Below are 23,884 nucleotides of genomic sequence, written 5' to 3' on the forward strand. Positions count from 1 at the left end.
CCCTACTCCCTATTCCCTATTCCCTATTCCCTACTCCCTATTCCCTACTCCCTACTCCCTACTCCCTCTTATCGAAACCAAAAATATAAATATTCGCATTTTCGATTTAACAAGATTTCCAAAATAAACGTTCAATGTGTCAAAAATAAGATTACATTCTTATTGAGACTAAAAAAAACTATTACATGATTAGTATAAAAACCGATGGCAGCACATTCCGATATTGATATTGCGCCATTTATCGACCACTCTTTGCTTCATCCTATAGCAACTCAACAACAGGTCGAGCAATGGTGTGAAGAAGCAGATAGATATCATTTTGCAGCAGTTTGTATTCATCCTACTTGGGTACGTTTTGCCGCAGAATTTCTACATGGTAAACAGCCGAAAGTTTGTACTGTGATTGGTTTTCCGACCGGAGCGACGACTCCCGCAGTCAAACTTTATGAAGCACAAGAAGCAGCAGAAAACGGTGCAGTCGAGTTAGATGTAGTGATGAATTTGGGTTGGTTAAAAGCTGGTAAAACTGAGGAAATACATCGGGAAATCGCTGCTATTTGTGAAGAAACCGAACAAGTTATCAAAGTAATTTTGGAAACAAATTTATTGAGCGATACTGAGAAAAAAAGCGCAGCCGAAGTATCGATGGATGCAGGTGCATCATTTCTCAAAACTTGCACTGGTTGGAATGGTGGTGCAACAGTAGCAGATGTAAAGCTTTTAAAGGAAGTAGCAAAAGACAGAATCGAAATTAAGGCTTCAGGAGGTATTCGCACTGTTGACCAAGCTTTAGAATTAATATTAGCAGGTGCTACCAGATTAGGTACTTCTCGTGGGGTGGATCTATTGCGTCAGCGTATTGAAGACTCAAAAGGTTAAAGGTCAAAGGTTAAAGGTCAAAGGTTAAAGATTAAAGGTTAAAGATTAAAGGTTAAAGGTTAAAGATTAAAGGTTAAAGATTAAAGGTTAAAGATTAAAGGTCTAAGGTTAAAGATTAAAGATTAAAGGTCTAAGGTTAAAGGTTAAAGATTAAAGGTCTAATGTTAGTAACTATGACTAATAGTTAAGGTTCTTCAGTACATATAGCAATTTTAAATGATTCGTAAGAAATTTAGAAAGAAGCTGGCAGTTAAAACCGCTACTACACAAACAAAGTCCATCTGCATAGAGTTTCTAAAATAACCCGCGCAGGCGGTGAATCTAGTTGGCGGTGTCGGTTTCCGTCCCGCCAAACTAGTGAGCCCGGAGGGGTTTTGCCTGTGTAGCCAAGCCACTGCGTTGGGCGGGTTCCCCGACTTGTAGCAACGTGCGACTTCCAGTCGCCAGGGCTGAATCAAATTTAACTTTCCATCCTGACTACTCCCTACTCCCTATTCCCTACTCAGAAATCAAAACGGATTCCTATAGTCAATTATTAATGAGTAAAACCTACAAAGCAACTGGAATTAATTTAAAAGCCCAAGCGTTTGGTGAATCCGATAGAATAGTAACAATCTTGACGCGAGAGTTTGGATTAATTCGAGCTATCGCTCCCGGCGCACGCAAGCACAATTCCAGCCTGGGTGGGAGAAGTGGCATATTTGTAGTAAACCAATTACTGATTGCTAAAGGGCGAAGTCTAGATAAAATTACTCAAGCCCAAACTATCAAATCCTATCCAAATTTAGGAGGAGGTCTAGGTAAATTAGCAGCTTCTCAATATTTAGCAGAAATTGTTCTCGCTCAAGCATTAAGCGAACAACCCCAAGATGAACTATTTGAACTGTTTAACGAACATCTGAATCGTTTACAACAATTACCATGCACTAGCCAAGATGTTTTAGCATATTTAGTGCATGGTGTTTTTCAACTTTTGGCTTTAGCTGGTTTAAGACCTCAAGTAGAAGCTTGCTGTTTGAATGGAATTCCGGTTACACCAGATTTTACGAATCCTAAATCTTTGGTAGGGTTTAGCATTAATGCAGGTGGAGTTATTTCAATGTCCGCTTGGGAAAATCTGCGATCCATTGCACAAACTACAATGGAAGAACAAGTAGCAACAGCGTCTGTCGTCAAAGAATCGGGTGGAACTTATGCTGTTCCAACATCCCCCATCTACGAAACTATTGTTCATCAAGAAGAACTACCCACCGTGCTGCGTCGTTTGAGTGCAACTGAACTAGATTTATTACAGCAACTAACGCGATCGCACATAATAGAAGAAACAGCAACCAATGAAAACTGGTTATACATTGAACGTTTGTTAAGACAATATGTTCAATACCATTACGGTCGTTCAATTCGTTCGGCAGCTTTAATAGACTCCTATTTTGCTACAAATCATGGCTAATAATAGCTAAGTTTAATTTAAAAAACTGTGAAGATATTTAAGGTTTTGCGGCATTTTGCCAAAAAACTGATTTAACAAGTCAATAAGCTGGTATTTTTTGGTTAGTAGGGTTTAATTTTCACACTTATTCAATAACCACATTTTCTCAAGTCCACCTACAGTAAAGTAAAACTACAAACGAAATGTCAGCAAGAGACGTTTCTAGAAACGATCGTAATAATCACAAATCGATGTCGGAAATACCTAAAAGCGACGTTGATAAAAATTGGGAAAATAAAATCAAAGATGAATTATATTCCCACGAGAGTAGCCGCAATAATTTGAAACAAAATTCGCAAGCAGCTACTGCTACATTTGCTCAATCCGATCCATCTAAGGAAAACAATGGGAAGATAACTATAAATACAAGCAATCAAGGGTTTTTACCCATCCTGACAAACCATAATTTCCTCGCTCTATGGGGCGGGCAAGTCTTTTGTCAGTTAGCAGATAAAGTATATTTGGTGCTAATGATTGCTTTGATTAATACTCAGTTTCAATCTGAGGGAAGCAGCATTAGCGGCTGGGTATCGGCTTTAATGATGACTTTTACAATTCCCGCAGTCCTGTTTGGTTCTTTGGCTGGGGTATTTGTAGATCGATGGGCTAAAAAAACGGTGCTGGTGTCAACGAACATTTGGCGCGGTATTTTAGTTTTAGCAATTGTACCGCTACTATGGTTAGCGAAAGATTGGCACAGTGTAGGGAATATTCCCCCTGGTTTCCTAATTATTTTGGCAGTAACTTTTTTAGTTTCCACCTTAACCCAGTTTTTCGCACCCGCAGAGCAAGCAGTTATACCTCTGATAGTCAAGCCGCATAACTTACTTTCGGCAAATTCGCTTTACACTACAACCATGATGGCATCGGTAATTGTCGGATTCGCCATTGGAGAACCTCTTTTATCAGCAGCAGACGCTTTATGGTTGAAAATTGGGGGTAGTGGTGGATTAGGAAAAGAAATTCTAGTTGGTGGTTCCTACGCGATCGCTGGATTGATTTTATTATTGCTAACGACGAATGAGAAACTCCAGGAGAAAAAACAGGTTTCTAACGATATTTTTGCAGACCTCAAAGATGGTTTCGTGTATTTGGGAAAAAATCATCGTCTCCGTAATGCTTTGATACAGCTAATCATCCTGTTTTCGGTATTAGCTGCATTAACTGTACTAGCGGTGCGGATCGCAGAAGTTATACCTAGTCTCGCAGCCGAGCAGTTTGGCTTTTTACTAGCATCTGGTGGTATTGGTATCGCATTGGGTGCAATAGTTTTAGGTCAATTCGGACAAAATTTTTCCACCTCGCGCTTGAGCTTAGCTGGATGCATCGGAATGATAATTTCTCTAACTGGTTTGGCTTTATTTACCGAGCAACTGTGGACTGTACTGTTTTTAATCGGTTTGTTAGGTGTATCCGGTGCATTAGTAGGTATTCCGTTACAAACTGCCATTCAAACCGAAACTCCGACCCAAATGCGTGGTAAGGTATTCGGTCTGCAAAATAATTTAATTAATATTGCTCTGACTTTACCTTTAGCATTAGCAGGTATCGCAGAAACATTTTTTGGATTGCAGACAGTATTTCTAGCATTAGCTGCTATTGTTTTCTGTGGTGGTATATTAACTAGGTATGAATCCCCTTAATAGTTATTAAGATTAAGTCGCGATCGTTTATTACCTTGATACGATAGCTATGTTGACTATTGCTTTTACTAGCATGGTAAAATTGCATGAGCAATAATATATCCCGTGATATTGGGGATTAAATGCATAAGTTAGACGCTATACATAGGGTCTAAATTGTTATATAAAAACGTATAGTAATTAATAGCATAACAATGGCATAAATAAATTTATAACTTATTAGTTTTAAAAACGTAAAAATTTGCGTTGTTAGCAATTAGGATTGCTATATTATGATATCGACAAAGCCAGCGAGTGCAATCGTAGATCCATATCAGTGATATTCGCAAAGATAGCTGACCTAATAAACCCCCTTTCCAGATTACTAATCAAGAATGCGTATAGCTTGGATTGGAAAAAAAACGCCCTTTTGTGGCAACGTTACCTACAGTAGAGAAATTACTAATGGTTTACTAGAGCGGCAACATGAAGTTAGCTTTCTGCATTTTGCTGCTGAAGTATCCCAAAGCTCAAACGAGTTAAATTGTCGGGAGGTACCCCTACCTTTTATCTATAAGTCTCAGGTTTATACTATTCCCACGTTTAAAGCGACAAAGGTTTTAACAGAGTCGCTGCGACGGATTAAACCAGACATCGTTCATGCTTCTCTAACTTTATCTCCTCTAGATTTCCTGTTACCAGAAATCTGTGAAAAACTAGATATCCCTTTGATTGCTACTTTCCATACACCGTTTGCTGGTAAAGGAGCAAAATTAGTATCCGGAACCCAGCTTTTGGCGTATCAATTGTATGCACCTTTTTTAGGTAATTACGACAGCACAATCGTGTTTTCGCAACTCCAGCGAGAACTGCTAGCACGTATGGGTGTACCAGCTGAAAACATTGCCGTTATTCCTAATGGAGTAGACGTTGATAAATATTCTCCCGGTATATCAGCCATCAAAGCTGAATTTCAAGCCGAACGTTTATTTGTCTATCAAGGTAGATTAGCCCCAGAAAAAAACGTTGAAGCGTTGCTGCGTGCCTGGAGACAAGCAGAAATGGGACCGCAAAGTAAATTACTAATAGTTGGTGATGGTCCCTTAAGAGCTAGTTTGGAGCCTTTTTATGGTTCAGAATACGGTATTAACTGGCTGGGATTCGTTGCTGATGACAATCGGCGCATAGAAATATTACGGGGAGCCGATGTATTTATATTACCATCCTTAGTTGAAGGTTTATCTTTATCCCTATTAGAAGGAATGGCTTGTGGTTTGGCTTGTTTGGCAACTGAAGTCGGTGCTGATGGAGAAGTATTACAGGATGGAGTAGGCGTAATACTTGATACTAATAGAGTGCGATCGCAATTACGCACTTTATTACCATTGTTCCAGGATCATCCAGAGTTAGCATTGATGTTAGGCAAAAAAGCACGACAGCGAGTATTAGAACGTTATACTCTCAGCAAAAATATAACTCAGCTAGAGAAGCTTTACGAAGAAGTTGTAAAAAGACGAAGCGTGCATTTTCGTCCCCAACATACTAAAAAAGCCGTTTGAGTTTGACACCCAGTTTATTTTTTGTAGTGCGACCATCGCTTTGCTGGCGATCGCACTATCTTTTTTTATAAAACCATACTGTCTGCCAGACACAGAATTACTGTATACCAGACAATACCCAGAAGTGAAATTAAATGGTTTCGCTGTGAATTGTTAGCTTGCGTCTTGTTAAAAAATAGCCAATCATATCCGAAAAATCGTAAGTGTTGAGATTATGAGTGATGACAAAGTTGACTTTTTGTCGCTTTTAAGATACATTTTATCATTAAGTTATGGCTGATATCATTCGTCCAAAAGCGCTGAAAGTCTATGCGACAGCAGACAGCAAAGAGCCGTACACAGAATGGCTGGAAAATCTAAAGGACTATACAATTCGCGCCCGGATCGTTCGCCGGATGGAGCGTCTTAAACAAGGCAATTATGGAGATTGCAAGTCCGTTGGTGAGGGAGGACAAGGACATAGAAAGAGCAAAAAAATATTGGCAAGTTTACCAGGAGCGAGATGACCAAGAAACTGAGAAACCATGACGAAGTTGTGCTTGAGCAGTTGCTGAACCCAGAAATGGTGAAGGCTTACCTGGATGTTGCCCTTGAAGAGTACGAGCAGGACGGCGATTTGGGTTTTTTTCTGGAAGCGCTACGGAATGTCGTGGAAGCGAGGCAGGGAATGACACACCTTGCGGAAAAAACTGGTTTGAACCGCCAAAACCTGTATCGGGTTTTGTCGCAAGAAGGAAACCCTGAACTGCGAACCATCAGCATTATTTTGCACAATCTTGGTTATCGCTTGAGTGTACAACCGATTCGTGCTGCATAGTCGGTTTGAAAAAGTGTTGAGACATAGCAATGCGATCGCACTATCTTTTTTTTAATAAGACCAGACTGTCTACCAGACAAGAAATGATTGTATACCAGACAATACCCAGAAGTAAAATTAAATGGTTTCGTAGTGAATTGTTAGCTTGGGGAAAACAACACCGCAGAAAATTTCCTTGGCGCGATACTTCATATGCTTACGCCATTTTAGTAGCAGAATTCATGTTGCAGAAGACTAATGCGCCTTTAGTTGCTCGTTTATACGAAAAATTTATAGAGAAATATCCCACAGTTGAAGCGTTAGCTCAAGCATAATTTATAGAAATAAGCAATATTTTACAGCTTTATATTAAGAAAGTAGTAGTTAATAGGTTGGCTTCACGGTGCATGAAGAATAATAATGCTCAACAAGAAATTAAGAAGAGCGCTGTAACCTAACAAATTCTTTCCGGAGCATTCTTAAATATCTCAATTTACCAGAAAAGAAGAATGTTGGGTTACGACACGATAATTATAAATTCGCTTTACAAACGAAATTTATTTTTCCTGTCTAACCCAACCTACAAGCTACGTCTCTATATCAATTATTATTTTCCCACCCCAAACTAGTAGGCTGCTGATAAATCTTCTTCAAAGTATTCACATCTCTAGAAGATACCATCGGCGGGTCGCTAACTTGAGAAAAGTATAGAGCGTCACCTTGATCTTTACTGTGTCCCCAAATTCCTAAAGCATGACCGAGTTCGTGACGGGCGGCTGCTAAGAGGTATTTGCCCGTTTGAGTGGGACTTAACAATATAGTGAACCGATGGTATAAAGTATTTTCTTTTGTATAGATTTCGTAGCTAGTTAACGCAGAACGAGCGCGGGGAATTTTACTTCCAGGAGTAAACTGTAGTGGTGGAGATTTCCGCACAATGTTAATATCAGCGACTTCTGGATTTTTAACTATTGTTAAAGGCAAATAACTATTCCACTCTTCTACCGTTTTCGAGACGGTATTAACCCATTGTTGTGCTTGATTGCTGCTATTTCCCTGTGGTGTTTCTAAGTAAACCTTAACTGGAAATTGCGACCAAATTAAATAACCATATTTAGTGGGTTTAATTTCAGCAAAATAATCACCGCTATTTGTATCGTGTTGCGATCGCGCTAGGGTTGATGGTAAAGGATGGGCTTTTTGTGGTAAAACAGGAATTTGAGAGATCGGGGAAATTTTTATATCCGCCTGGTATTGCGGTACTTTTGTCAAGTTAAATGTAAACACAGCAAAAGACTGCGCGTTAGTTAAGATAACGAGCAGTGTGGTGCCGATTGTTAACAATACTATTTTTATCTGGTTAAATAAATTTGGATTGTTAATTTTTCGATGTTTTTTCATCCCTATTTAGGAAGCCAACCCGCACTCAAAACTACGGTTAAGCTGAGAAAAGTTACTGTTAGCGCCCAAGTTACCCGATTTAAAGTATTTTCGGCGCTCTTAGTACTGCTAAACAGTTGTGCTTGTCCACCGATCGCTCCGATTCCATCACCTTTGGGGCTGTGCAATAAAACTAAAATAATTAAACCAATGGCTGAAAACGACCAGATACCTTGTATTACGTTTGAAAGAGTCATAATTATTTAAGTAGTCAGTAATTATTTATTGGTAGTTAGTAGTTGGTAAAACGAATAGCATTTAACAACCAGCAACTAACAAATTTTAACTTAATTCTTCTAGTTAAACTTTAATCAATATTGAAAGTCAGTAGCCAGTAAAATTACCAACTACTAACAAAAATTAATTATTCTGCATCACTAAGTTCATGGGAGAGCGATTTGATTTTACGTCATACTCTGCTGGCTTAAACAGCGATATCCCCGTCATTTCTGGTGGCTGAGGAAGCCGCAAAATCTCCAAGATACTCGGAGCAATATCAGCTAACTTGCCATTGCTTCTTAAGACTACATTGGTAGCGTGTCCGGGAATTCTAACTTTTTCTCCTTCTACCAAAATTAAAGGAACTGGATTGGTAGTATGAGCAGTCCAAGGATTTCCTGTTTCATCGATCATATGCTCAGCGTTACCGTGGTCGGCTGTAATTATTGCCGTACCTCCAACTTTACTGATTCCTTCTAACAAGCGTCCCACACATTTATCTACCACTTCCAAAGCTTGAACGGTAGCTTCCATGTTACCTGTATGTCCTACCATATCTGGATTCGCATAGTTAACTACTATTAAGGAATAGATTTCCTTTTTAATAGCTGCTAAAACTACGTCGGTAACAGATGAAGCTGACATCATGGGTGCTTGATCGTAGGTAGCTACCATTGGAGAACTGACCAGTTCCCGGTCTTCTCCTTCAAAGGGGTCTTCCAAACCTCCATTGAAAAAGTAGGTAACGTGAGCGTATTTTTCGGTTTCAGCGGTACGGAACTGTTTTAAACCATGTTGGGAAATTACTTCACCAAGAATTTTGTTGAGATTTTGGGGTTTAAATGCTACGTCTACTGATAAATCTTGCTCGTATTGGGTAAAAGTTACAAAAGATAGCGGTTTAATTAGAGTTCTTTCAAAACCATCAAAATCCGGCTTCACAAAAACCTGAGTTAATTGTCTAGCTCGATCCGGACGGAAGTTGAAAAATATTACCCCGTCTCCTGCTTCTACCGCTCCAGGAGCGATTCTCACTGGAACAATAAATTCGTCTGTGATTCCTTGTGCATAAGATGACTGTACTACTTCTAAAGCAGAACGGTTATCGCTTGCATCATGCGTCATTACCTCATAAGCGCTTTGGATGCGATTCCAGCGTTTATCTCTATCCATTGCATAGTAGCGTCCGCTAATTGTGACAATGCGTCCAACTCCTGTGCGGTCTATATAATCTTGAATAAGTCCGATTGATTTTAGAGCTTCACTGGGTTTAGTATCGCGTCCGTCAGTGATAGCATGGATACAAACTTCTGAAATTCCTTGAGATTTAGCTAAATCTAATAAGCCAAATAGATGGCTCAAATGGGAATGTACGCCACCTTCAGAACATAATCCTACTAAGTGTAGTTTACTCTGCCGACTTTGTACTTCTTGGCAAATTTTCACAAGTGCTGGGTTTTGATTAATAGAACCATCTTCCACAGCATCGGAAATTCGTACCAATTCTTGCGGTACAACTCGTCCGGTACCTATATTTAAATGTCCTACTTCTGAGTTGCCCATTTGCCCTTCTGGCAAACCCACCGCTTTTCCGGAGGTGTCGATCAACGTGTTTGGATAAGCCTGCATTAAGCTATCCATAACAGGTGTTGAAGAAGCGGCAATAGCGTTTCCTTTGGTCTCCTCGCAGTAACCCCATCCATCCAATATTACTAGCACCACGGGAGAAACAGGTGCTTTAATCATAACAAAATTGCCCTTTACTTTTCGTAATATCCGAATAATACCATCGACACTCACAACCGCAAGTGAATTTTTACTTATTAGATTAATTTATCAAATATCTTTAATTTAGATATATAGCCGATTTCATTTAAGTCAGGTACAGGACATATCGTTATAAGGGAGTAGGGAAATGTACCTCATTTATTTGCAAACTGCTGTATATCTTAGGTTTATGGAAATAATCTTGGTCTCAGTCGGTTTTTTGTAACAGAATTTAACATTTTGAATGTTTGTAGAACGGTAATTATTTATCGGATTTTAACCGTTCTAACTTTTTAATAGTTTATTGACGCTTTGCTGCTGCTTTCTTCTGTTTTTCAGCTTTTTTAGCTGCTTTTTCTGCCTCAATCGCTGCTAATTTTGCTTGCTCTTTTTCTTCGGCAATTTTATCTAAATAGTAATGATAATCTCCTAGATAAACTCGGAATTCACCATCGCGAATTTCCACAATTTTATTAGCTACTTTAGAAATAAAATATCGGTCGTGAGAAACTACAATAACGCTACCATCATAATTTTGTAAGGCTTCTTCAAGCATTTCTTTTGCCGGAATATCCAAGTGGTTTGTCGGCTCATCTAAAATAAGTAAATTTGCCTGACGTAATAACATTTTGGCTAATGCTAAACGGGCTTTTTCTCCACCACTCAGAGCGGCAACGTTTTTAAATACTGTATCACCACTAAATAAAAATTGTCCCAACAAAGTGCGTACTTGTTCGTTTTTCCAGTCGGGAACATCATCATGGATAGTTTCCATGACAGTTTTATTTAAATCTAAAGCTTCGGCTTGGTTTTGTTCAAAGTAATTAGGAATAACGTTGTGTTCGCCTAATTTAACCTCTCCTTCGGTTGGTTTTTCCGTACCCGTAATTAAACGCAGTAAGGTAGATTTACCCGCGCCATTGGGACCTAAGAAAGCAATCCTATCGCCTCTTTCAATTAATAGATTCGCCGATAAAAACAAGATTTTATCATCATAATTATGAGTTAAATCTTTAATTTCTACTACTTCGCGTCCGCTGCGGGGTGCTGGGGGAAATTGAAATCTTAAGGTTCTAACTCCAGCAATAGGTGCTTCAACTCGTTCGATTTTATCAAGCTGTTTTTCGCGGCTTTTTGCTTGGGTACTGCGAGTCGCACTAGCCCGGAATTTCTCTACAAAGGCTTGTTGTTTATCTAATTCTTTTTGCTGACGCTCGAATGCACTTAATTGTGCTGATTGGCTTTCAGCTTTTTGCTGTAGATACAGAGAATAGTTTCCAAGATAGGTTGTAGAAACACCCCGTTCGGTTTCGACAATTTGAGTACACAGTCGGTCAAGAAATTCTCGGTCATGAGAAACTATGACCATTGGAGTAGTCAAACCTTTAAGGTAATTTTCCAACCATTCAATAGTTTCTAAATCAAGGTGGTTTGTAGGTTCATCCAACAGCAATAAATCGGGTTTTTGCAGCAAAATCTTACCTAAACCCATCCGCATCTGCCAACCACCGCTAAAAGAACTTACCAGGCGATCGCCATCTTCTTGATCGAATCCCATTTCTGGTAAAATCTTGCCGATGCGGGCTTCTAAACCGTAACCGTCTAAGGCTTCAAATTGTCTTTGTAGTTTATCTAATTTATTAATTAATTTATCAAGTTCATCTGGGTCTGCGGTTTCCATATCTCGCGGTACCTGTGCCAGAGCTAACTGTACGGCGTTAGCTTCCTCAAATACCGTCCAAAATTCTTCGCTGACGGTGCGAGTCGGATCGACTTCAAACTCTTGGTTAAGGTGAGCTATATGCAGGCTATTAGGACGGATAATTTCGCCGGATGTCGGCTCCATTTCCCCAATGATGATTTTTAACTGAGTGGACTTACCAGCACCATTCACACCGACTAAACCAATGCGATCGCCAATTTTTACTTCCCAGTTAACATCCTTGAGAACTTCGCCTGTAGGATAAATTTTACTGATATGTTCTAGTCGTAGCATCAAGTATCTCCAAGGTAAGGGATGGTTACTGAAGAGGAACGTGCCTTCCGTTGTGTCCAATCTTAACAAAATTTAACTACATTTTTCGTGTTGAATTTGTTATGGGGGGAAATTTTTTCGCGATATTTCATGAATAAGAGACGTTGCAGTGCAACGTCTCTACATTAGGTGGTTGTTTTATTTACAGTTAATCAGATTCAGCTAACTTTCGCTTCATTACCGATAGATTCAGCCGCAGCAGATATTCTAGCCACACCAGCTTGAACTATAGTCGCTACATCAGTTAAAGGCATTTTATTTAATTGTCTGAGAATTACTGCTAAATCGGAAGGTTGTGAAGCGGGCTTTATACCTAAGTCACCAAATAATTCTTCTATGGAATATTCTGCTCTTTGAGCTATTTTGGCTAAATTTTGAATGTCTGGGATAGAATCACCTCTTTCCCATGCCTGTACGGTGGAGAAGGAAACCCCTAAAAACTTTGCAAACGCTCTTTGACTCATGGAACCACGAGCCGCTCTTGCTATCTCACTTAATTTCTTTCTGCCTTCTAGTTTCACTAATTATTACTATGAACGTTACTGCAAAAATAATTTTTAAGTCTTTTTTCACGAATTGTAAACCGGATATTGACAGCTAATTGGATTTACAATAAGTTCTTATTAGTGACTAAGTAAACACAGTCTAAGACTAATAAACCAAAGTCAAAAGATTTATCAATCACATGAGTTCATTTTAGCTCGTAAGCAAGATGGGTCAATTATAAAAGTCAACTTTCTTAAGGATCATCATGGCTATAAGGAATTATTCAACAATGGCGTTCAGCGATACTGCCTCTATTACCATTACTAACAAACAAAACTCAACTTGCTTTTGCTTCATTCCCCGTAGATTCGGCAGCAGCAGCTAATCTATCCATAATGGCTTTACCAACAATTGCTGCTTGAGACAATGGCATATTACTGACTTGCTTCAAAACGACACTCAATTCAGAAGCTTCAGGTATTCGCTTTCCTTCTAAATGGCATAATAATTCTTCAAAAGAATAACCAGCGCGAGCAGCTATTGAAGCCAAATTAGCAGTGTCTGGAACTTTTTCTCCTTTCTCCCAGGCTAAGACAGCGCTTGCAGAAACGCCTAACTGCTTACCAAAAGCCCGTAAGCTCATTGAACCGCGAGCTAGTTTAATTACTTCTACCAGTTTTTGTCTAGCTTGTGTATCCACGTTTGAGGGGTTTGACTTAACTATAAAAATTGAAAACTTTCGTTTCCATATTACAAGTTTAATTTTTTATTGACAGCTTTGTCTTCTATAGTGTATTGTTACCTAAAGCAAACAAAATATACTACGAAAAACAAAATAGTTGCTTTTGTAACTTAGTTGTCAAGGTACATCATGATTAAAAGAGATTGTGAGAAAAGCCTTAATGCCTTTATGCATAAAGCTTTGTCCTACTATCATTGTAAAAAAGCAATAACTTAAGTAGCTTTTACCTCATCACTTACTGAAGCGAAAGTTGCTTTGAGAGCGGCTGGTTATGATGTCAAAGAAATTAAGAAAATTACTTTACTTAAATATAAGATTTGTATTTCTTATTGGAACGAGCAGGGTGGAGTTTGCAGCGGATTTTTTAGCTACCGGCTTTTTCCGACTTGGCAAAAGGAAGTGGAAGTATTAATTGAAAACTGCCCGAACTTCAAGAGATGGCAAGTACTAAATCGTATCATGGAACGGGAATTCGATTATTTCTCGTACCCTACAGAGATGGAAGATGCGCTGCATAGCTTATTGCAAAACCGCCTGTGTGTCTTGAAAACAATAGAACGACAGACGGTTTCTGATGATGTGGGAATGGCTAGCGAGTGGGAATATTTTAGACCTTTAATATCCAATTCCTAATCCATTAAAATTAATTTGTCACCGAAGCAGCAAGCTCTGCTAAACGCTCTTGCTGGTCTTGAGAGATACAAGCTTGCACGATTGGGTCTATATCGCCTTCTAAAACCGGGTTTAGTGAATAGTTTTCACCAAGACGGTGGTCGGTGGCACGGTTATCTTTATAGTTGTAGGTGCGAATTTTTTCAGAACGCGAACCCGTACCTACTTGCGATCGCCGTAGATCGGTAACTTCTTCTTGTTGTTCGCGCAGTTTCATTTCATAAAGTTTGGCACGAAGAATTTGTAATGCCCGCTCTTTGTTTTGCAACTGGCTGCGTTCTTCAGTACAAAAAATTCTGATCCCCGTAGGTTTGTGAAACAGGTCGGCTGCGGTCTCAACTTTGTTAACGTTTTGTCCACCAGCACCACCGGAACGGGCTGTAGACATTTCATAATCCTTGGGGTCGATATGAATTTCCACTTCATCCACTTCTGGCATTACCGCTACAGTAGCAGTGGAAGTGTGAACTCTTCCTCCAGCCTCCGTAACTGGTACGCGCTGCACCCGATGTACTCCAGCTTCAAATTTGAGCTTACTGTAAACGCGATCGCCTTTAATTTCCAGAACCGCTTCTTTAAAGCCGCCCATTTCTGCTAGGGACTCGCTAACTAGCTTGACTTTCCAGCCTTGAGTATCGGCATAGCGGGAGTACATCCGCACTAAATCGCCAGCCCAGATACTGGCTTCATCACCACCCGTACCTGCCCGAATTTCCAACATGATGTTTTTCTCATCGTTGGGGTCTTGGGGTAAGAGCAGTACTTTTAAAAGAGTTTCCAGTTCTTCTATTTTCTGTTCGAGTTCTTTGACTTCCAAAGCTGCCATTTCATGCAACTCTGAGTCTCCTTGGGATTCTTTGGAAATTTCCCGCGCTCCGGTTAATTCTTCTTGGGCAATTTTCCAAGTGTCATAGGTATTTACTACTTCTTCTAACCCAGAACGCGCTTTTGCGACTTCCTGATATTCATCCGGATTTGAAGCAATATCGGGGTCGGCTAAGCGACGAGTTAGCTCATTAAAAGTTTGTTCGACGGATTGTAATTTCTCCAGCAAATATTGTTCGGCCATGACGTGCAACGCTCCTAAAAAATAGTGATCCAGGTAAAGACTAAAAAATCGACTCAGTTAAGCTGAGCCGTTGATTGCATAATTTACCTGGTTGCTACTTTTGATCGTCGTCGGCGTTCTCTGTCTTGGGTTGACTGCTCGTCATGCCGTACTTACGTAGGAAACGTTCTACGCGACCTTCGGTATCAATAATCTTCTGAGTGCCGGTATAAAAGGGGTGATTTCCAGACCAAACATCGACGTGTAATTCTGGTTTGGTGGAGCCAACAGTCATTACAACTTGACCGTTACAGTAAACTTTGGCTTCTGGATACCACTCTGGATGAATCTCTGGTTTTGCCATTTTTCTTCTTCGTGGTGAATATATTACAATTATGACTAAATAATCCGTAAATTGCGAATTGCGAATTGATTTAACGTTTGGAGTACTGAGGTGCTTTACGAGCTTTGTGTAAACCGTATTTTTTACGTTCTTTGGCTCTAGGGTCGCGGGTAAGATAGCCTTCAGTTTTTAATGGCGATCGGTTATCTGGATCGAGTTGACACAAAGCCCGAGCTACTCCCAAACGAACTGCATCAGACTGTCCGGTTAAACCACCGCCATTCGCTTTAACCAAAATATCGTATTCGTTTTCCAATCCCAAAGTTTCTAGAGGCGCTTTAATTCCTCCAATATAGTTGGGGTTAAATTGGAAATACAAGTCGCCTTCTTTACCGTTAACGGTTAATTGTCCGTTACCTGGAACAAGACGTACTCTTGCGACTGAGGATTTACGGCGACCAGTACCCCAATAAACGGCACGACCGCTGTTAGTATCTGTTGCTTGCATTAATTTTGTTCTCCTGGAATTGTATTAATTTTAAGTTCTTTGGGCTGTTGGGCTGCATGAGGATGAGCGGGTCCGGCGTAAACCTTTAGCTTTCTAAATAACTGCCGTCCCAAGCTATTTTTAGGCAGCATTCCCTTAATAGCTTTTTCAACGATCCGTTCTGGTAAACGTGCCTGTAGATGTTCAAAGGTTTCAACCTTCATTCCACCAGGACGACCGGAGTGACGACGATAAAGCTTTTGGGAGCTTTTTTTGCCAGTTACAACAACTTTTTCAGCATTGACGATTACAACAAAGTCGCCTGCATCCATATAAGGAGTGAATAAGGGCTTGTTTTTGCCGCGCAAAATTGTGGCGACTTCAGTAGCTAAACGACCGAGACGTTGGTCGGCAGCGTCTATGATGTACCAATCGCGCTCGACGGTTTCTTGGGTAGGAACGTATGTTTTGTTCATGGTGACTTTACTTTTATTAATTATTAATTTTTGTTTTTCTTACCCAATTTAGATTTTTAGGCAGTGATTTCACCTAGAATACGATCTGAATTTACAGAATTCTCTGGAAAATTAAACTTCGGCATCGAATCATACCAGACTTCTCTAGGGAAGGGAAATTCCGCATAGCCTACGCGCAATAAACACAATCCTTGGGGGGGTGCAGCGTATTTTACTTCGTCTCGGCGTTCTTGTTTCCAGATATTAGTAAAATTTAAGATGCTTCGCTCGCTAGAACCGACTTGAACTAACATTCCTACCAACAAACGAACCATGCCATACAAAAATCCATCTGCTTGAATTTCAATATGTACTAAGGCTCCATCACGATAGCATTCTACGGCTTGTACATCTACCCATGAATGCTGACGTTCGGAATTGGCACGGTGAAAAGCTGCTAAGTGATGTTTTCCCAGCAAGGGCTTTAGTGCTGCTGCAATCAAGGATTCGTCCAAGGAAGCGTGATAGTAATGCCAACTGAAGGGTTTAACAAACAAGTTGGGTAGTTTTTCGTTGTATAACGTGTAACGGTACCGTCTATAGGTCGCACTAAAACGGGCGTGCCAATTGTCGTTAACTGCCGCTGAAGCCCTAATTAGTATATCTTGAGGTAAGTAACTATTTAAAATAGATGCCCACTTCGAGGGTGGAATTTTGCTAACTATATTGAAATGAGCTACTTGAGCGGCTGCATGAACTCCACTATCAGTTCTCCCAGCACCATATAAAGTTACGTTGTGACCGACTACAGTAGAAATTGCTTTTTCAATTTCTTCCTGGACGCTACAATATTTAGGTTGTCTTTGCCAGCCATGAAAATGAGTCCCTTGATATTGGATTACCAAGGCGACCCTTTGAGTTTTTATGGGCTGGGAGATTTGTAACATACAATCAATTGGATGCTTTTGTGCCTATACATCCCCAATCGTTAAACTAATTCGATGATTGCCATCTGGGCGTTATCGCCACGACGAGGTATTGTACGCAAGATACGGGTATAGCCACCTTGGCGATCGCCATATCGAGTCGGAACTTGTTCAAATAAAGCATGAACTAAATCTTTATCGTAAAGATACCCAATCGCTTGACGGCGTGCGCTCAAAGAACCATCTTTAGCTAAGGTGATCATTTTATCTACTTCTGATCGTAGCGCTTTGGCTCTAGTAATAGTAGTAGTGATTCGTCCGTGACGAATTAATTCGGTGGAAAGCGCTCGCAATAAAGCACGACGCTGGTCGGCTGGTTTGCCGAGTTTTTTGAGATTAGAACGGTGACGCATGATGGCACGATCGCTAAGTTATTTGTATGGAATTTGAGCTTAATTTGAGCTTAATTTAAGGGTGTTTTGAGGCTCTTTCTGTGGGCAAAGTAATCCCCAAGCGCCGCTGTAAAGCTTCTACTACTTCTTCTGCTGACTTCTGACCAAAGTTTTTGATTTCTAAGAGGTCTTCTTGGGTGTAATCCAATAAGTCCGCTACCGAGTTGACTTGCGCCCGCTTCAAGCAGTTATAAGCTCGCACGGAAAGCTGCAATTCTTCAATGGGTATTTGAGCAGTTGGGTCTTGGTCGATTTCTGAAACCGTATCTTCTGGGTTAATTTCGATGTTTTTCAGTGGATTGAATAACTCCACTAAAATCGCAGCTGCAGAAGAAAGCGCTTCTTGGGGAGCAATACTACCGTTTGTCCAAACTTCTAGAAGCAGTCTATCTTTGGGATAGCCATTTTCTCCACGAGTGTCTTCAACGCTATAATTAACTTTCCGCACCGGCATGAAAATCGAATCTATTTGCAGAAAGTCTAAGGATGTAGCTTCTTCACGACCTCTTTCTACCGTGCGATAGCCTTTACCTTTTTCAATCCGAAATTCCATTTCCAGTCTGCCACCTTCTGCTAAGGTAGCTATATACTGGGTCTGGTCGATCACTTCTACTTCACTTGGTAGGTCAAAATGCGCTGCGGTAACTGTTGCCGGACCGTTCACTAATAACCGACCAATTTGGGGCTGAGAAGAATGACTTTTGAGAACAAGTTCTTTCATTCTCATTAAGATTTCTAACACGTCTTCCCGGACACCCTTAACGGTGGCAAATTCATGAGTTACACCCGCAATTCTTACTGCTGTAACTGATGTTCCTTCTAAATTAGACAATAAAACCCTTCGCAGGGCGTTGCCAACTGTTGTTCCTTGACCCCTCTCTAAAGGTTCTAAAACAAATTTAGAATAGTGGCTCCGACTTTCTTCTGTATTAGATTCTACACATTCAATTTGAAACTGCGCCACGGAGTAGCCTCCCTTCTTAATCAGTGCGTATCGCGGCAGGCAATTGCGATCTTTTGCCCACACTCAATCAATTCATTGCCCGGTCTGGTGAGAAGATAATCGAAATGCCTGTAAACAGTAATAATCGATATCTCGTATTGCGTGCGGACGCTATCTATATTTTCGTCAAAATACAATAATTGCCGCTAATTCCGCCAATTTATGGATTGGTAATTAGTTAGAGTTATTGTATTTAAACTCTACGTCGCTTGGGCGGACGGCAACCATTATGAGGAATTGGAGTAATATCCCGAATCAGCGTGATTTCCAGTCCTGCTCCTTGAATTGCGCGGATGGCAGTTTCTCTACCTGCTCCCGGACCGCTGACCATTACTTCTATCTGACGCATCCCTTGATCCATCGCCCGTTTTGCTGCACTCTCGGCTGCGGTTTGAGCGGCAAAAGGGGTTCCTTTTTTAGCTCCTTTAAAACCACTTGAACCAGCAGAAGCCCAAGAAATTACATCTCCATTGGTGTCTGTAATTGTGACGATGCTATTGTTGAAAGTAGACTGTATGTATCCTATGCCATTAGGTACGTTACGCTTCTGTTTTCTGCTTCCGCTTTTTTTTCCTGTTTGTCGTGCCATATCGTTATATTTGAATTAAGGTAGAAAATTGATAGTCCAACAAAAGTGAAAAATAACTAATTAGTTTATTTACCCGGTGCCTTTTTCTTCCCGGCGACTGTTTGTCTTCTTCCACGACGGGTTCTAGCATTGGTGCGAGTTCTTTGACCTCTAACTGGTAAGCCCATGCGGTGACGACGACCCCGGTAAGTACCAATATCAACCAAGCGCTTGATATTCATTGCTTCCCAACGTCTCAAGTCACCTTCGACCTGATAGTTTTTCTCTACCTCTGCTCGCAAAGCGGTTACATCGCTATCGCTTAAGTCCTTAACTCTAGTGTCAGGATTAACACCTGTAATCGCTAATATTTTGTGCGAACTTGTTAGACCGATTCCAAAGATGTAAGTTAGACCTATTTCAATACGCTTATCGCGTGGCAAGTCTACTCCGGCAATACGTGCCATTATAGAAGTCTCCTAATATGTTTTTTTTTCATCTATACCTACCTAGTTGCAGCGTCCGGATGCATGAATGGTAAACGATCGCGCTTTCATTTCTCCGATTTATTGGTTCTAAAATGAACGGTTTTATCCTTGACGTTGCTTGTGCTTCGGATTCGGACAAATCACCATTACGCGACCGCGCCGTTTGATTACACTGCATTTCTCGCACATTCTTTTTACGGAGGCTCTTACTTTCATTGCCTTATTAATCAACTCCAAATAGTAAATTGTAACACAAATTCGCAAATTTTTCCGTTAACTGACTACAAAACAAAAATCTGAGATTGTAGTATAATATTCCACATAGACTTACTTTTTACGCAGTCGATAGGTGATTCGACCTTTTGTGAGGTCATAAGGTGTAAGTTCAACTTTGACGCGATCGCCAGGTAAGATCTTGATATAGTTTCGGCGAATTTTGCCGCTGATATGGGCTAAAACGTTGAAACCATTATCTAAGTCTACGCGGAACATTGCATTTGGCAGGGATTCTGTCACCGTGCCTTCCATTTCAATTAAGTCTTGTTTGGACAATTTGTTTTTCCTTCAACTAAATAGTATTTTTTGATTGCAGCAGTCGTTCTGTAAATCTTTTAGAATATATATCAACAACTTATTAATATATCTTATTCAAAATTTTATTGCCGAACTATGACTTCGGGTGCTAAGCGGGCGATCAGAAGTAACATGAATCACCCATCTTGATTGCATAAGATCGAAATTGCTTTTTTTAACAACTGACAATTAAATCTTTGAGGTTGGAAGTAACTTCTGGAGCAGATTTATTACCATCTATAACAATTAGCTGTTTGCGATCGCCGTAATAATCTATTAAAGGTGTAGTTTCGGAACGGTAAACTTCTAAACGACGACGAATAACATCTTCAGTATCATCTCTTCGTCCGCGTTCTAATAAACGACCTACTACTACATCATCTGGCACATCGAGATTGATTACCATCGCGGTGCCTAAATTGTTTTTTTGCAATAAACTATCTAAAAAAGTGGCTTGACTAACAGTACGAGGAAAACCGTCAAGAATCCACCCAGAACTAGTATCTGCCCTTTGCAAACGCTCCTCGACCAGTTCTTGAACTAATAAATCGGGAACTAAATGACCGCCATCTACATAGTTTTTAGCTTTGAGACCTAAAGTTGTTTGCTGTTTAATGGCTTCACGGAGGATATCACCTGTAGAAATATGGGGAACTTGCCAATGGTCAGCTAAAGTTTTAGCTTGAGTTCCTTTACCGGCTCCGGGTGGTCCTAAAAAAATGATTCGCGTCATTTCAATTTTGGATTTTGGATTTTGGATTTTAACAATGGATGCTGTTATTTGGATTGTCCTCTTTGAAAAAAAGCTTGGAAATGCTATAGTTTTAGATTTTAATTAGATTTTAAATTAATTTAGGATTCGGGGATTTTAGATTGAAATAGGTTGTTTCTTAATCTAAAATCCATTGACGCGGAAGCGTCTTCCCGAAGGGTAATCTAAAATCCAAAATTCTATTGTTTCACCATCCCTTCATAACGTTGAGAGATAACGTAGGTTTGGATCTGTTTAGCTGTATCAATAGCCACACCTACCAGAATTAACAAAGAGGTAGCACCTAAACCTCGGAAAGTCGGTACTCCTAATGCTCTTTCCACGACGGTAGGAATAATCGCAACTAATCCCAAGAAGCCAGCACCAAGAAAGGTAAGTCGGTTCAAAACTCTTTCTAAATATTCGCTGGTTGCTTTACCGGGACGAATTCCCGGAATCGAAGAACCCATTTTTTTCAAGTTCTGAGCAATATCAACTGGGTTTACAATTAATGAAGAATAGAAATAGCTAAAGAAAATAATTGAAAACAGATATATTAGTGCGTAAGCCCACCAACCAGAACCACCTGGATTCAGATAAGTATTTGTAAAGTTAGCTATTTGCGGGTTTTTAGTAAAGTTGCCAATTAAAAGCGGTAAACTCAAAATTGCGGTTGCAAAAATAATCGGCATTACTCCACCCTGGTTGAGTCGCAAGGGTAAGAAGCTACGCTGTTCGGCAAGAACTCTTCTACCGACTTGTCGTCTAGCCGAAATAATTGGAATCCGACGCATTCCTTCTTGAACAAAGACGATACCGACAATTGTTGCTAAGAAAAGCAGCAGTAATACAACTACTTGACCGACTGCTTGACGACCTCCAACTTGAGCGAAGCTAACGGTACTACTCAAAGTTGTAGGTAGGGAAGACACAATATTGAGGAAAATCAGTAATGATGCTCCATTACCAATTCCTCTTTCTGTAATTACTTCCGATGCCCACATCACGAACATCGAACCAGCAACAAGAGCTAAAGCAGTCTCAAATACAAAAATCGGACCAAAGCTAATTGCAAAACTTTTCAGCCAAACTGCACTAATGAATATGCTCTGAACAATTGCCCAACCCAAGGCTACATATCGCGTGATTTGAGAAATCTTTCGTCTTCCAGCTTCACCTTCGTCTTTCTGTAACTTTTCTAAAGCCGGTATCGCAGCGGTGAGTAGTTGGATGATAATTGAAGCATTAATAAAAGGTAGAATACCTAAAGTGAAGACTCCCAAAGCAGAAAATCCACCACCAGAAAAGATATCCAGAATGCCTCCCAAACCGTTACCCTGTGCGATCGAGGCACTAAAAGCTTCACGATTTATTCCTGGAATAGGTATATAAATACCCAAGCGAATCAAAAGTAAAATACCTATGGTGACAAACAGCCGACCTCTTAAACCTGCTGCCTGCGCCATCTGCATAAAAGTTTCTTGAGCAGAAGGAGCTTTATCTCGACTTATCATAATGATTTACCGATGAATTGTTAACCAGGGCGGTGGGCTGCATTCTTAGCATTTTTTGTGGTTGTGTCTAATTTCTCATCGATACAACTTCACAACTACCACCAGCAGCCTCAATTTTGCTACGAGCCGTATCCGTAAAAGCTGCGGCTTGTACTCTAAGAGGAACGTTGATTTCTCCATCCCCTAAAATTTTTAATGGTCCTTGTACGGCAGTGAGAATACCATTTTCTCGTAACAAAGTCACATTAACTTCTGTATTTTCTGGGAGTGAAGACAACTTCTCTACATTAATCGTAGTGTATATTTTACGATTAACGACCGGAAAACCTTTAAGTTTTGGTACTCGACGATAAAGGGGCTGCTGACCACCTTCAAAACCGGGTCTGGTTCCCCTACCGGAACGGGATTTTTGACCCCGCATACCGAAACCACAACTTGCACCTTGACCGGCTGAAATTCCGCGTCCGACACGTCGGCGACGTTTCTTAGAACCCTCTTGAGGGCGAAGATCCTCTAGTCTCATTTTAGTTATTTATATTTTTTTACAAGGTGGCTCGTAATTACAGCTTTACTGGGCGTAAAGCTTCTCAATGCTGACATCCCTACTTTCGGCAACTTCATTGAAGTTTCGCAGTACTGCAAGAGCGTTCATTGCGGCTCTAGCATTATTCAGGGGGTTATTGGAGCCGAGTTGCTTCGCTAAAACGTTACGAACTCCGGCTAATTCGAGTACGGTACGTACCGCACCACCAGCAATTACACCAGTACCGGGAGATGCGGGTCTCATGATGACTTTAGCACCGCCACCGACACCATTAGTAGGATGGGGGATCGAGTTGGATTTGGTAATGGGAATCTCTACCAAATGTTTTTTGCCATCGGCTACGCCTTTTTTTACGGCTCCAATGACATCGCTGGCTTTACCTACTCCCACACCAACTTGACCGCGTTCGTTACCGACGACTACAATTGCCCGGAAGCTCAGTTTTTTACCTCCTTTGACAACCTTACTTACCCGTCGGATTTGAATTACCCGCTCTTGCCAGTTAGTTTCTTCTTTTTTAGCTCGGCTCGTTTTACGACGACTGTTTGCCATATTTTGAATGCTCTATGAATTTTACTTATCAGTGGCTTTTTACTAGCAATAAATAATTTACTTGTTTGTCTAGTACTAACTAAATCCCTGATAATTTTAGATTAGAAACTTAGAAACTTAAACCACCTTCTCGGGCAGCATCAGCTAAGGCTTTGATACGTCCATGATAAAGGTTTCCACCACGGTCAAATACAACCTGAGTCACACCTTTTTCTAACGCTCTTGCTGCTAATGCTTTACCAACTTCAGTTGAAGCCGCTTTATTAGCACCTGAAGTCAATCTAGATTTTAGTTCGGGTTCTACACTAGATGCTGTAGCCAAAGTTTTCTGTAATGTATCATCTATTACCTGAGCGTAAATATGCTCGTTGGAGCGATACACTGCCAAGCGAGGACGCTCGGAAGAACCCAAGATTTTGTTTCTGATGCGTCGATGACGACGCTGTTTTGATTGTTGACGGGTAATTTTCATAA

The 23,884-nt window shown here is 40.5% G+C and carries 30 protein-coding genes; 8 read left to right on the top strand and 22 right to left on the bottom strand.

What is annotated here, in order from left to right:
* Nucleotides 1-204 precede the first annotated feature (204 nt).
* The 7 genes from deoC to VB797_RS10970 all read left to right on the top strand — a co-directional run bounded on the left by deoC (nucleotide 205) and on the right by VB797_RS10970 (nucleotide 6,680).
* Entirely contained in the window at nucleotides 205-879 is a 675-nt protein-coding gene (deoC, locus tag VB797_RS10940) for a deoxyribose-phosphate aldolase (RefSeq protein WP_323237704.1), read from the top strand.
* A 538-nt stretch (nucleotides 880-1,417) separates the two neighbouring features.
* Nucleotides 1,418-2,329, top strand: a complete 912-nt coding sequence (gene recO / locus VB797_RS10945; protein ID WP_323237705.1) for a DNA repair protein RecO — start codon at nucleotides 1,418-1,420, stop codon at nucleotides 2,327-2,329.
* Between the two features lie 182 nt (nucleotides 2,330-2,511).
* Nucleotides 2,512-4,011 carry an MFS transporter gene (locus VB797_RS10950; RefSeq protein ID WP_323237706.1) on the top strand — a complete coding sequence of 500 codons (1,500 nt, stop codon included), beginning with the start codon at nucleotides 2,512-2,514 and terminating at the stop codon, nucleotides 4,009-4,011.
* A 374-nt stretch (nucleotides 4,012-4,385) separates the two neighbouring features.
* Entirely contained in the window at nucleotides 4,386-5,549 is a 1,164-nt protein-coding gene (locus tag VB797_RS10955) for a glycosyltransferase family 4 protein (protein ID WP_323237707.1), read from the top strand.
* Nucleotides 5,550-5,821: 272 nt separating this feature from the next.
* Nucleotides 5,822-6,055, top strand: coding sequence for a hypothetical protein (locus tag VB797_RS10960; RefSeq protein ID WP_323237708.1), 234 nt, complete (start codon nucleotides 5,822-5,824; stop codon nucleotides 6,053-6,055).
* A complete protein-coding gene (locus VB797_RS10965) occupies nucleotides 6,052-6,366 on the top strand; it encodes an addiction module antidote protein (protein ID WP_323237709.1) in 315 nt (104 codons plus the stop codon). Before VB797_RS10960 ends, VB797_RS10965 begins: the two co-directional genes overlap by 4 nt.
* An 83-nt stretch (nucleotides 6,367-6,449) precedes the next feature.
* A complete protein-coding gene (locus VB797_RS10970) occupies nucleotides 6,450-6,680 on the top strand; it encodes a hypothetical protein (RefSeq protein WP_323237710.1) in 231 nt (76 codons plus the stop codon).
* A gap of 265 nt (nucleotides 6,681-6,945) precedes the next feature.
* Here VB797_RS10970 and VB797_RS10975 read toward each other — a convergent pair whose 3' ends face one another.
* The 6 genes from VB797_RS10975 to VB797_RS11000 all read right to left on the bottom strand — a co-directional run bounded on the left by VB797_RS10975 (nucleotide 6,946) and on the right by VB797_RS11000 (nucleotide 12,992).
* Nucleotides 6,946-7,746, bottom strand: a complete 801-nt coding sequence (locus VB797_RS10975) for a peptidase (RefSeq protein WP_323237711.1) — start codon at nucleotides 7,744-7,746, stop codon at nucleotides 6,946-6,948.
* 2 nt (nucleotides 7,747-7,748) lie between these two features.
* Nucleotides 7,749-7,982, bottom strand: a complete 234-nt coding sequence (secG, locus tag VB797_RS10980) for a preprotein translocase subunit SecG (protein ID WP_323237712.1) — start codon at nucleotides 7,980-7,982, stop codon at nucleotides 7,749-7,751.
* 163 nt (nucleotides 7,983-8,145) lie between these two features.
* On the bottom strand, nucleotides 8,146-9,750 hold the full coding sequence (gene gpmI / locus VB797_RS10985; protein ID WP_323237713.1) for a 2,3-bisphosphoglycerate-independent phosphoglycerate mutase: 1,605 nt from the start codon (nucleotides 9,748-9,750) through the stop codon (nucleotides 8,146-8,148).
* 322 nt (nucleotides 9,751-10,072) lie between these two features.
* The gene (locus VB797_RS10990; protein WP_323237714.1) at nucleotides 10,073-11,767 is read right to left on the bottom strand and encodes an ABC-F family ATP-binding cassette domain-containing protein; all 1,695 of its coding nucleotides are present in this window, start codon (nucleotides 11,765-11,767) and stop codon (nucleotides 10,073-10,075) included.
* 197 nt (nucleotides 11,768-11,964) lie between these two features.
* Nucleotides 11,965-12,327 (bottom strand): helix-turn-helix transcriptional regulator, encoded by a 363-nt coding sequence (locus VB797_RS10995; RefSeq protein WP_323237715.1) that lies wholly within the window; start codon nucleotides 12,325-12,327, stop codon nucleotides 11,965-11,967.
* A 302-nt stretch (nucleotides 12,328-12,629) separates the two neighbouring features.
* Nucleotides 12,630-12,992, bottom strand: coding sequence for a helix-turn-helix transcriptional regulator (locus VB797_RS11000; RefSeq protein WP_323237716.1), 363 nt, complete (start codon nucleotides 12,990-12,992; stop codon nucleotides 12,630-12,632).
* A 297-nt stretch (nucleotides 12,993-13,289) separates the two neighbouring features.
* Between VB797_RS11000 and VB797_RS11005 the strand changes: the two genes are divergently transcribed.
* Nucleotides 13,290-13,667: a hypothetical protein gene (locus VB797_RS11005; protein WP_323237717.1), complete on the top strand. Its 378-nt coding sequence runs from the start codon at nucleotides 13,290-13,292 to the stop codon at nucleotides 13,665-13,667.
* Between the two features lie 10 nt (nucleotides 13,668-13,677).
* Here VB797_RS11005 and prfA read toward each other — a convergent pair whose 3' ends face one another.
* The 16 genes from prfA to rplR form a co-directional block, all read right to left on the bottom strand.
* Entirely contained in the window at nucleotides 13,678-14,775 is a 1,098-nt protein-coding gene (gene prfA, locus VB797_RS11010) for a peptide chain release factor 1 (protein WP_323237718.1), read from the bottom strand.
* Between the two features lie 94 nt (nucleotides 14,776-14,869).
* On the bottom strand, nucleotides 14,870-15,118 hold the full coding sequence (gene rpmE / locus VB797_RS11015) for a 50S ribosomal protein L31 (protein ID WP_323237719.1): 249 nt from the start codon (nucleotides 15,116-15,118) through the stop codon (nucleotides 14,870-14,872).
* Between the two features lie 70 nt (nucleotides 15,119-15,188).
* Complete coding sequence (gene rpsI, locus VB797_RS11020) at nucleotides 15,189-15,605, bottom strand: 30S ribosomal protein S9 (protein WP_323237720.1); 417 nt, start codon at nucleotides 15,603-15,605, stop codon at nucleotides 15,189-15,191.
* Nucleotides 15,605-16,060, bottom strand: a complete 456-nt coding sequence (rplM, locus tag VB797_RS11025) for a 50S ribosomal protein L13 (RefSeq protein WP_323237721.1) — start codon at nucleotides 16,058-16,060, stop codon at nucleotides 15,605-15,607. Before rplM ends, rpsI begins: the two co-directional genes overlap by 1 nt.
* Before the next feature lie 56 nt (nucleotides 16,061-16,116).
* Nucleotides 16,117-16,986: a tRNA pseudouridine(38-40) synthase TruA gene (gene truA, locus VB797_RS11030; RefSeq protein WP_323237722.1), complete on the bottom strand. Its 870-nt coding sequence runs from the start codon at nucleotides 16,984-16,986 to the stop codon at nucleotides 16,117-16,119.
* A gap of 41 nt (nucleotides 16,987-17,027) precedes the next feature.
* On the bottom strand, nucleotides 17,028-17,378 hold the full coding sequence (gene rplQ, locus VB797_RS11035; RefSeq protein ID WP_323237723.1) for a 50S ribosomal protein L17: 351 nt from the start codon (nucleotides 17,376-17,378) through the stop codon (nucleotides 17,028-17,030).
* A 55-nt stretch (nucleotides 17,379-17,433) separates the two neighbouring features.
* Complete coding sequence (locus tag VB797_RS11040) at nucleotides 17,434-18,381, bottom strand: DNA-directed RNA polymerase subunit alpha (RefSeq protein WP_323237724.1); 948 nt, start codon at nucleotides 18,379-18,381, stop codon at nucleotides 17,434-17,436.
* A gap of 232 nt (nucleotides 18,382-18,613) precedes the next feature.
* The gene (gene rpsK / locus VB797_RS11045) at nucleotides 18,614-19,009 is read right to left on the bottom strand and encodes a 30S ribosomal protein S11 (protein ID WP_323237725.1); all 396 of its coding nucleotides are present in this window, start codon (nucleotides 19,007-19,009) and stop codon (nucleotides 18,614-18,616) included.
* 65 nt (nucleotides 19,010-19,074) lie between these two features.
* A complete protein-coding gene (gene rpsM / locus VB797_RS11050; RefSeq protein WP_323237726.1) occupies nucleotides 19,075-19,455 on the bottom strand; it encodes a 30S ribosomal protein S13 in 381 nt (126 codons plus the stop codon).
* Nucleotides 19,456-19,578: 123 nt separating this feature from the next.
* Nucleotides 19,579-19,692 (bottom strand): 50S ribosomal protein L36, encoded by a 114-nt coding sequence (rpmJ, locus tag VB797_RS11055; protein WP_323237727.1) that lies wholly within the window; start codon nucleotides 19,690-19,692, stop codon nucleotides 19,579-19,581.
* A gap of 111 nt (nucleotides 19,693-19,803) precedes the next feature.
* Complete coding sequence (infA, locus tag VB797_RS11060; RefSeq protein ID WP_006276978.1) at nucleotides 19,804-20,028, bottom strand: translation initiation factor IF-1; 225 nt, start codon at nucleotides 20,026-20,028, stop codon at nucleotides 19,804-19,806.
* Nucleotides 20,029-20,224: 196 nt separating this feature from the next.
* Entirely contained in the window at nucleotides 20,225-20,782 is a 558-nt protein-coding gene (locus tag VB797_RS11065; RefSeq protein ID WP_323237728.1) for an adenylate kinase, read from the bottom strand.
* A 218-nt stretch (nucleotides 20,783-21,000) separates the two neighbouring features.
* Entirely contained in the window at nucleotides 21,001-22,314 is a 1,314-nt protein-coding gene (gene secY, locus VB797_RS11070; RefSeq protein WP_323237729.1) for a preprotein translocase subunit SecY, read from the bottom strand.
* Nucleotides 22,315-22,381: 67 nt separating this feature from the next.
* Nucleotides 22,382-22,837 carry a 50S ribosomal protein L15 gene (gene rplO / locus VB797_RS11075; RefSeq protein WP_323237730.1) on the bottom strand — a complete coding sequence of 152 codons (456 nt, stop codon included), beginning with the start codon at nucleotides 22,835-22,837 and terminating at the stop codon, nucleotides 22,382-22,384.
* Nucleotides 22,838-22,882: 45 nt separating this feature from the next.
* Nucleotides 22,883-23,410, bottom strand: a complete 528-nt coding sequence (rpsE, locus tag VB797_RS11080; RefSeq protein WP_323237731.1) for a 30S ribosomal protein S5 — start codon at nucleotides 23,408-23,410, stop codon at nucleotides 22,883-22,885.
* 109 nt (nucleotides 23,411-23,519) lie between these two features.
* Nucleotides 23,520-23,882, bottom strand: coding sequence for a 50S ribosomal protein L18 (gene rplR / locus VB797_RS11085; protein ID WP_323237732.1), 363 nt, complete (start codon nucleotides 23,880-23,882; stop codon nucleotides 23,520-23,522).
* Nucleotides 23,883-23,884 lie beyond the last annotated feature (2 nt).

This window comes from Rivularia sp. UHCC 0363, assembly GCF_034931125.1.
Taxonomy (GTDB): domain Bacteria; phylum Cyanobacteriota; class Cyanobacteriia; order Cyanobacteriales; family Nostocaceae; genus Rivularia.

Excerpts from the sequence above, each read along its gene's own strand:
- VB797_RS10990 (WP_323237714.1), bottom strand. The coding sequence starts at position 11,767 with ATGCTACGACTAGAACATATCAGTAAAATTTATCCTACAGGCGAAGTT.
- VB797_RS10950 (WP_323237706.1), top strand. The coding sequence starts at position 2,512 with ATGTCAGCAAGAGACGTTTCTAGAAACGATCGTAATAATCACAAATCG.
- truA (WP_323237722.1), bottom strand. The coding sequence starts at position 16,986 with ATGTTACAAATCTCCCAGCCCATAAAAACTCAAAGGGTCGCCTTGGTA.
- rplO (WP_323237730.1), bottom strand. The coding sequence starts at position 22,837 with ATGAGACTAGAGGATCTTCGCCCTCAAGAGGGTTCTAAGAAACGTCGC.
- VB797_RS10960 (WP_323237708.1), top strand. The coding sequence starts at position 5,822 with ATGGCTGATATCATTCGTCCAAAAGCGCTGAAAGTCTATGCGACAGCA.
- prfA (WP_323237718.1), bottom strand. The coding sequence starts at position 14,775 with ATGGCCGAACAATATTTGCTGGAGAAATTACAATCCGTCGAACAAACT.
- rpsI (WP_323237720.1), bottom strand. The coding sequence starts at position 15,605 with ATGCAAGCAACAGATACTAACAGCGGTCGTGCCGTTTATTGGGGTACT.
- deoC (WP_323237704.1), top strand. The coding sequence starts at position 205 with ATGGCAGCACATTCCGATATTGATATTGCGCCATTTATCGACCACTCT.
- rplQ (WP_323237723.1), bottom strand. The coding sequence starts at position 17,378 with ATGCGTCACCGTTCTAATCTCAAAAAACTCGGCAAACCAGCCGACCAG.
- VB797_RS10975 (WP_323237711.1), bottom strand. The coding sequence starts at position 7,746 with ATGAAAAAACATCGAAAAATTAACAATCCAAATTTATTTAACCAGATA.
- VB797_RS11065 (WP_323237728.1), bottom strand. The coding sequence starts at position 20,782 with ATGACGCGAATCATTTTTTTAGGACCACCCGGAGCCGGTAAAGGAACT.
- secG (WP_323237712.1), bottom strand. The coding sequence starts at position 7,982 with ATGACTCTTTCAAACGTAATACAAGGTATCTGGTCGTTTTCAGCCATT.
- VB797_RS10970 (WP_323237710.1), top strand. The coding sequence starts at position 6,450 with ATGATTGTATACCAGACAATACCCAGAAGTAAAATTAAATGGTTTCGT.
- recO (WP_323237705.1), top strand. The coding sequence starts at position 1,418 with ATGAGTAAAACCTACAAAGCAACTGGAATTAATTTAAAAGCCCAAGCG.
- secY (WP_323237729.1), bottom strand. The coding sequence starts at position 22,314 with ATGATAAGTCGAGATAAAGCTCCTTCTGCTCAAGAAACTTTTATGCAG.
- VB797_RS10955 (WP_323237707.1), top strand. The coding sequence starts at position 4,386 with ATGCGTATAGCTTGGATTGGAAAAAAAACGCCCTTTTGTGGCAACGTT.
- rplR (WP_323237732.1), bottom strand. The coding sequence starts at position 23,882 with ATGAAAATTACCCGTCAACAATCAAAACAGCGTCGTCATCGACGCATC.
- rpsE (WP_323237731.1), bottom strand. The coding sequence starts at position 23,410 with ATGGCAAACAGTCGTCGTAAAACGAGCCGAGCTAAAAAAGAAGAAACT.
- rpsK (WP_323237725.1), bottom strand. The coding sequence starts at position 19,009 with ATGGCACGACAAACAGGAAAAAAAAGCGGAAGCAGAAAACAGAAGCGT.
- VB797_RS10965 (WP_323237709.1), top strand. The coding sequence starts at position 6,052 with ATGACCAAGAAACTGAGAAACCATGACGAAGTTGTGCTTGAGCAGTTG.
- rpsM (WP_323237726.1), bottom strand. The coding sequence starts at position 19,455 with ATGGCACGTATTGCCGGAGTAGACTTGCCACGCGATAAGCGTATTGAA.
- gpmI (WP_323237713.1), bottom strand. The coding sequence starts at position 9,750 with ATGATTAAAGCACCTGTTTCTCCCGTGGTGCTAGTAATATTGGATGGA.
- rpmE (WP_323237719.1), bottom strand. The coding sequence starts at position 15,118 with ATGGCAAAACCAGAGATTCATCCAGAGTGGTATCCAGAAGCCAAAGTT.
- rplM (WP_323237721.1), bottom strand. The coding sequence starts at position 16,060 with ATGAACAAAACATACGTTCCTACCCAAGAAACCGTCGAGCGCGATTGG.
- rpmJ (WP_323237727.1), bottom strand. The coding sequence starts at position 19,692 with ATGAAAGTAAGAGCCTCCGTAAAAAGAATGTGCGAGAAATGCAGTGTA.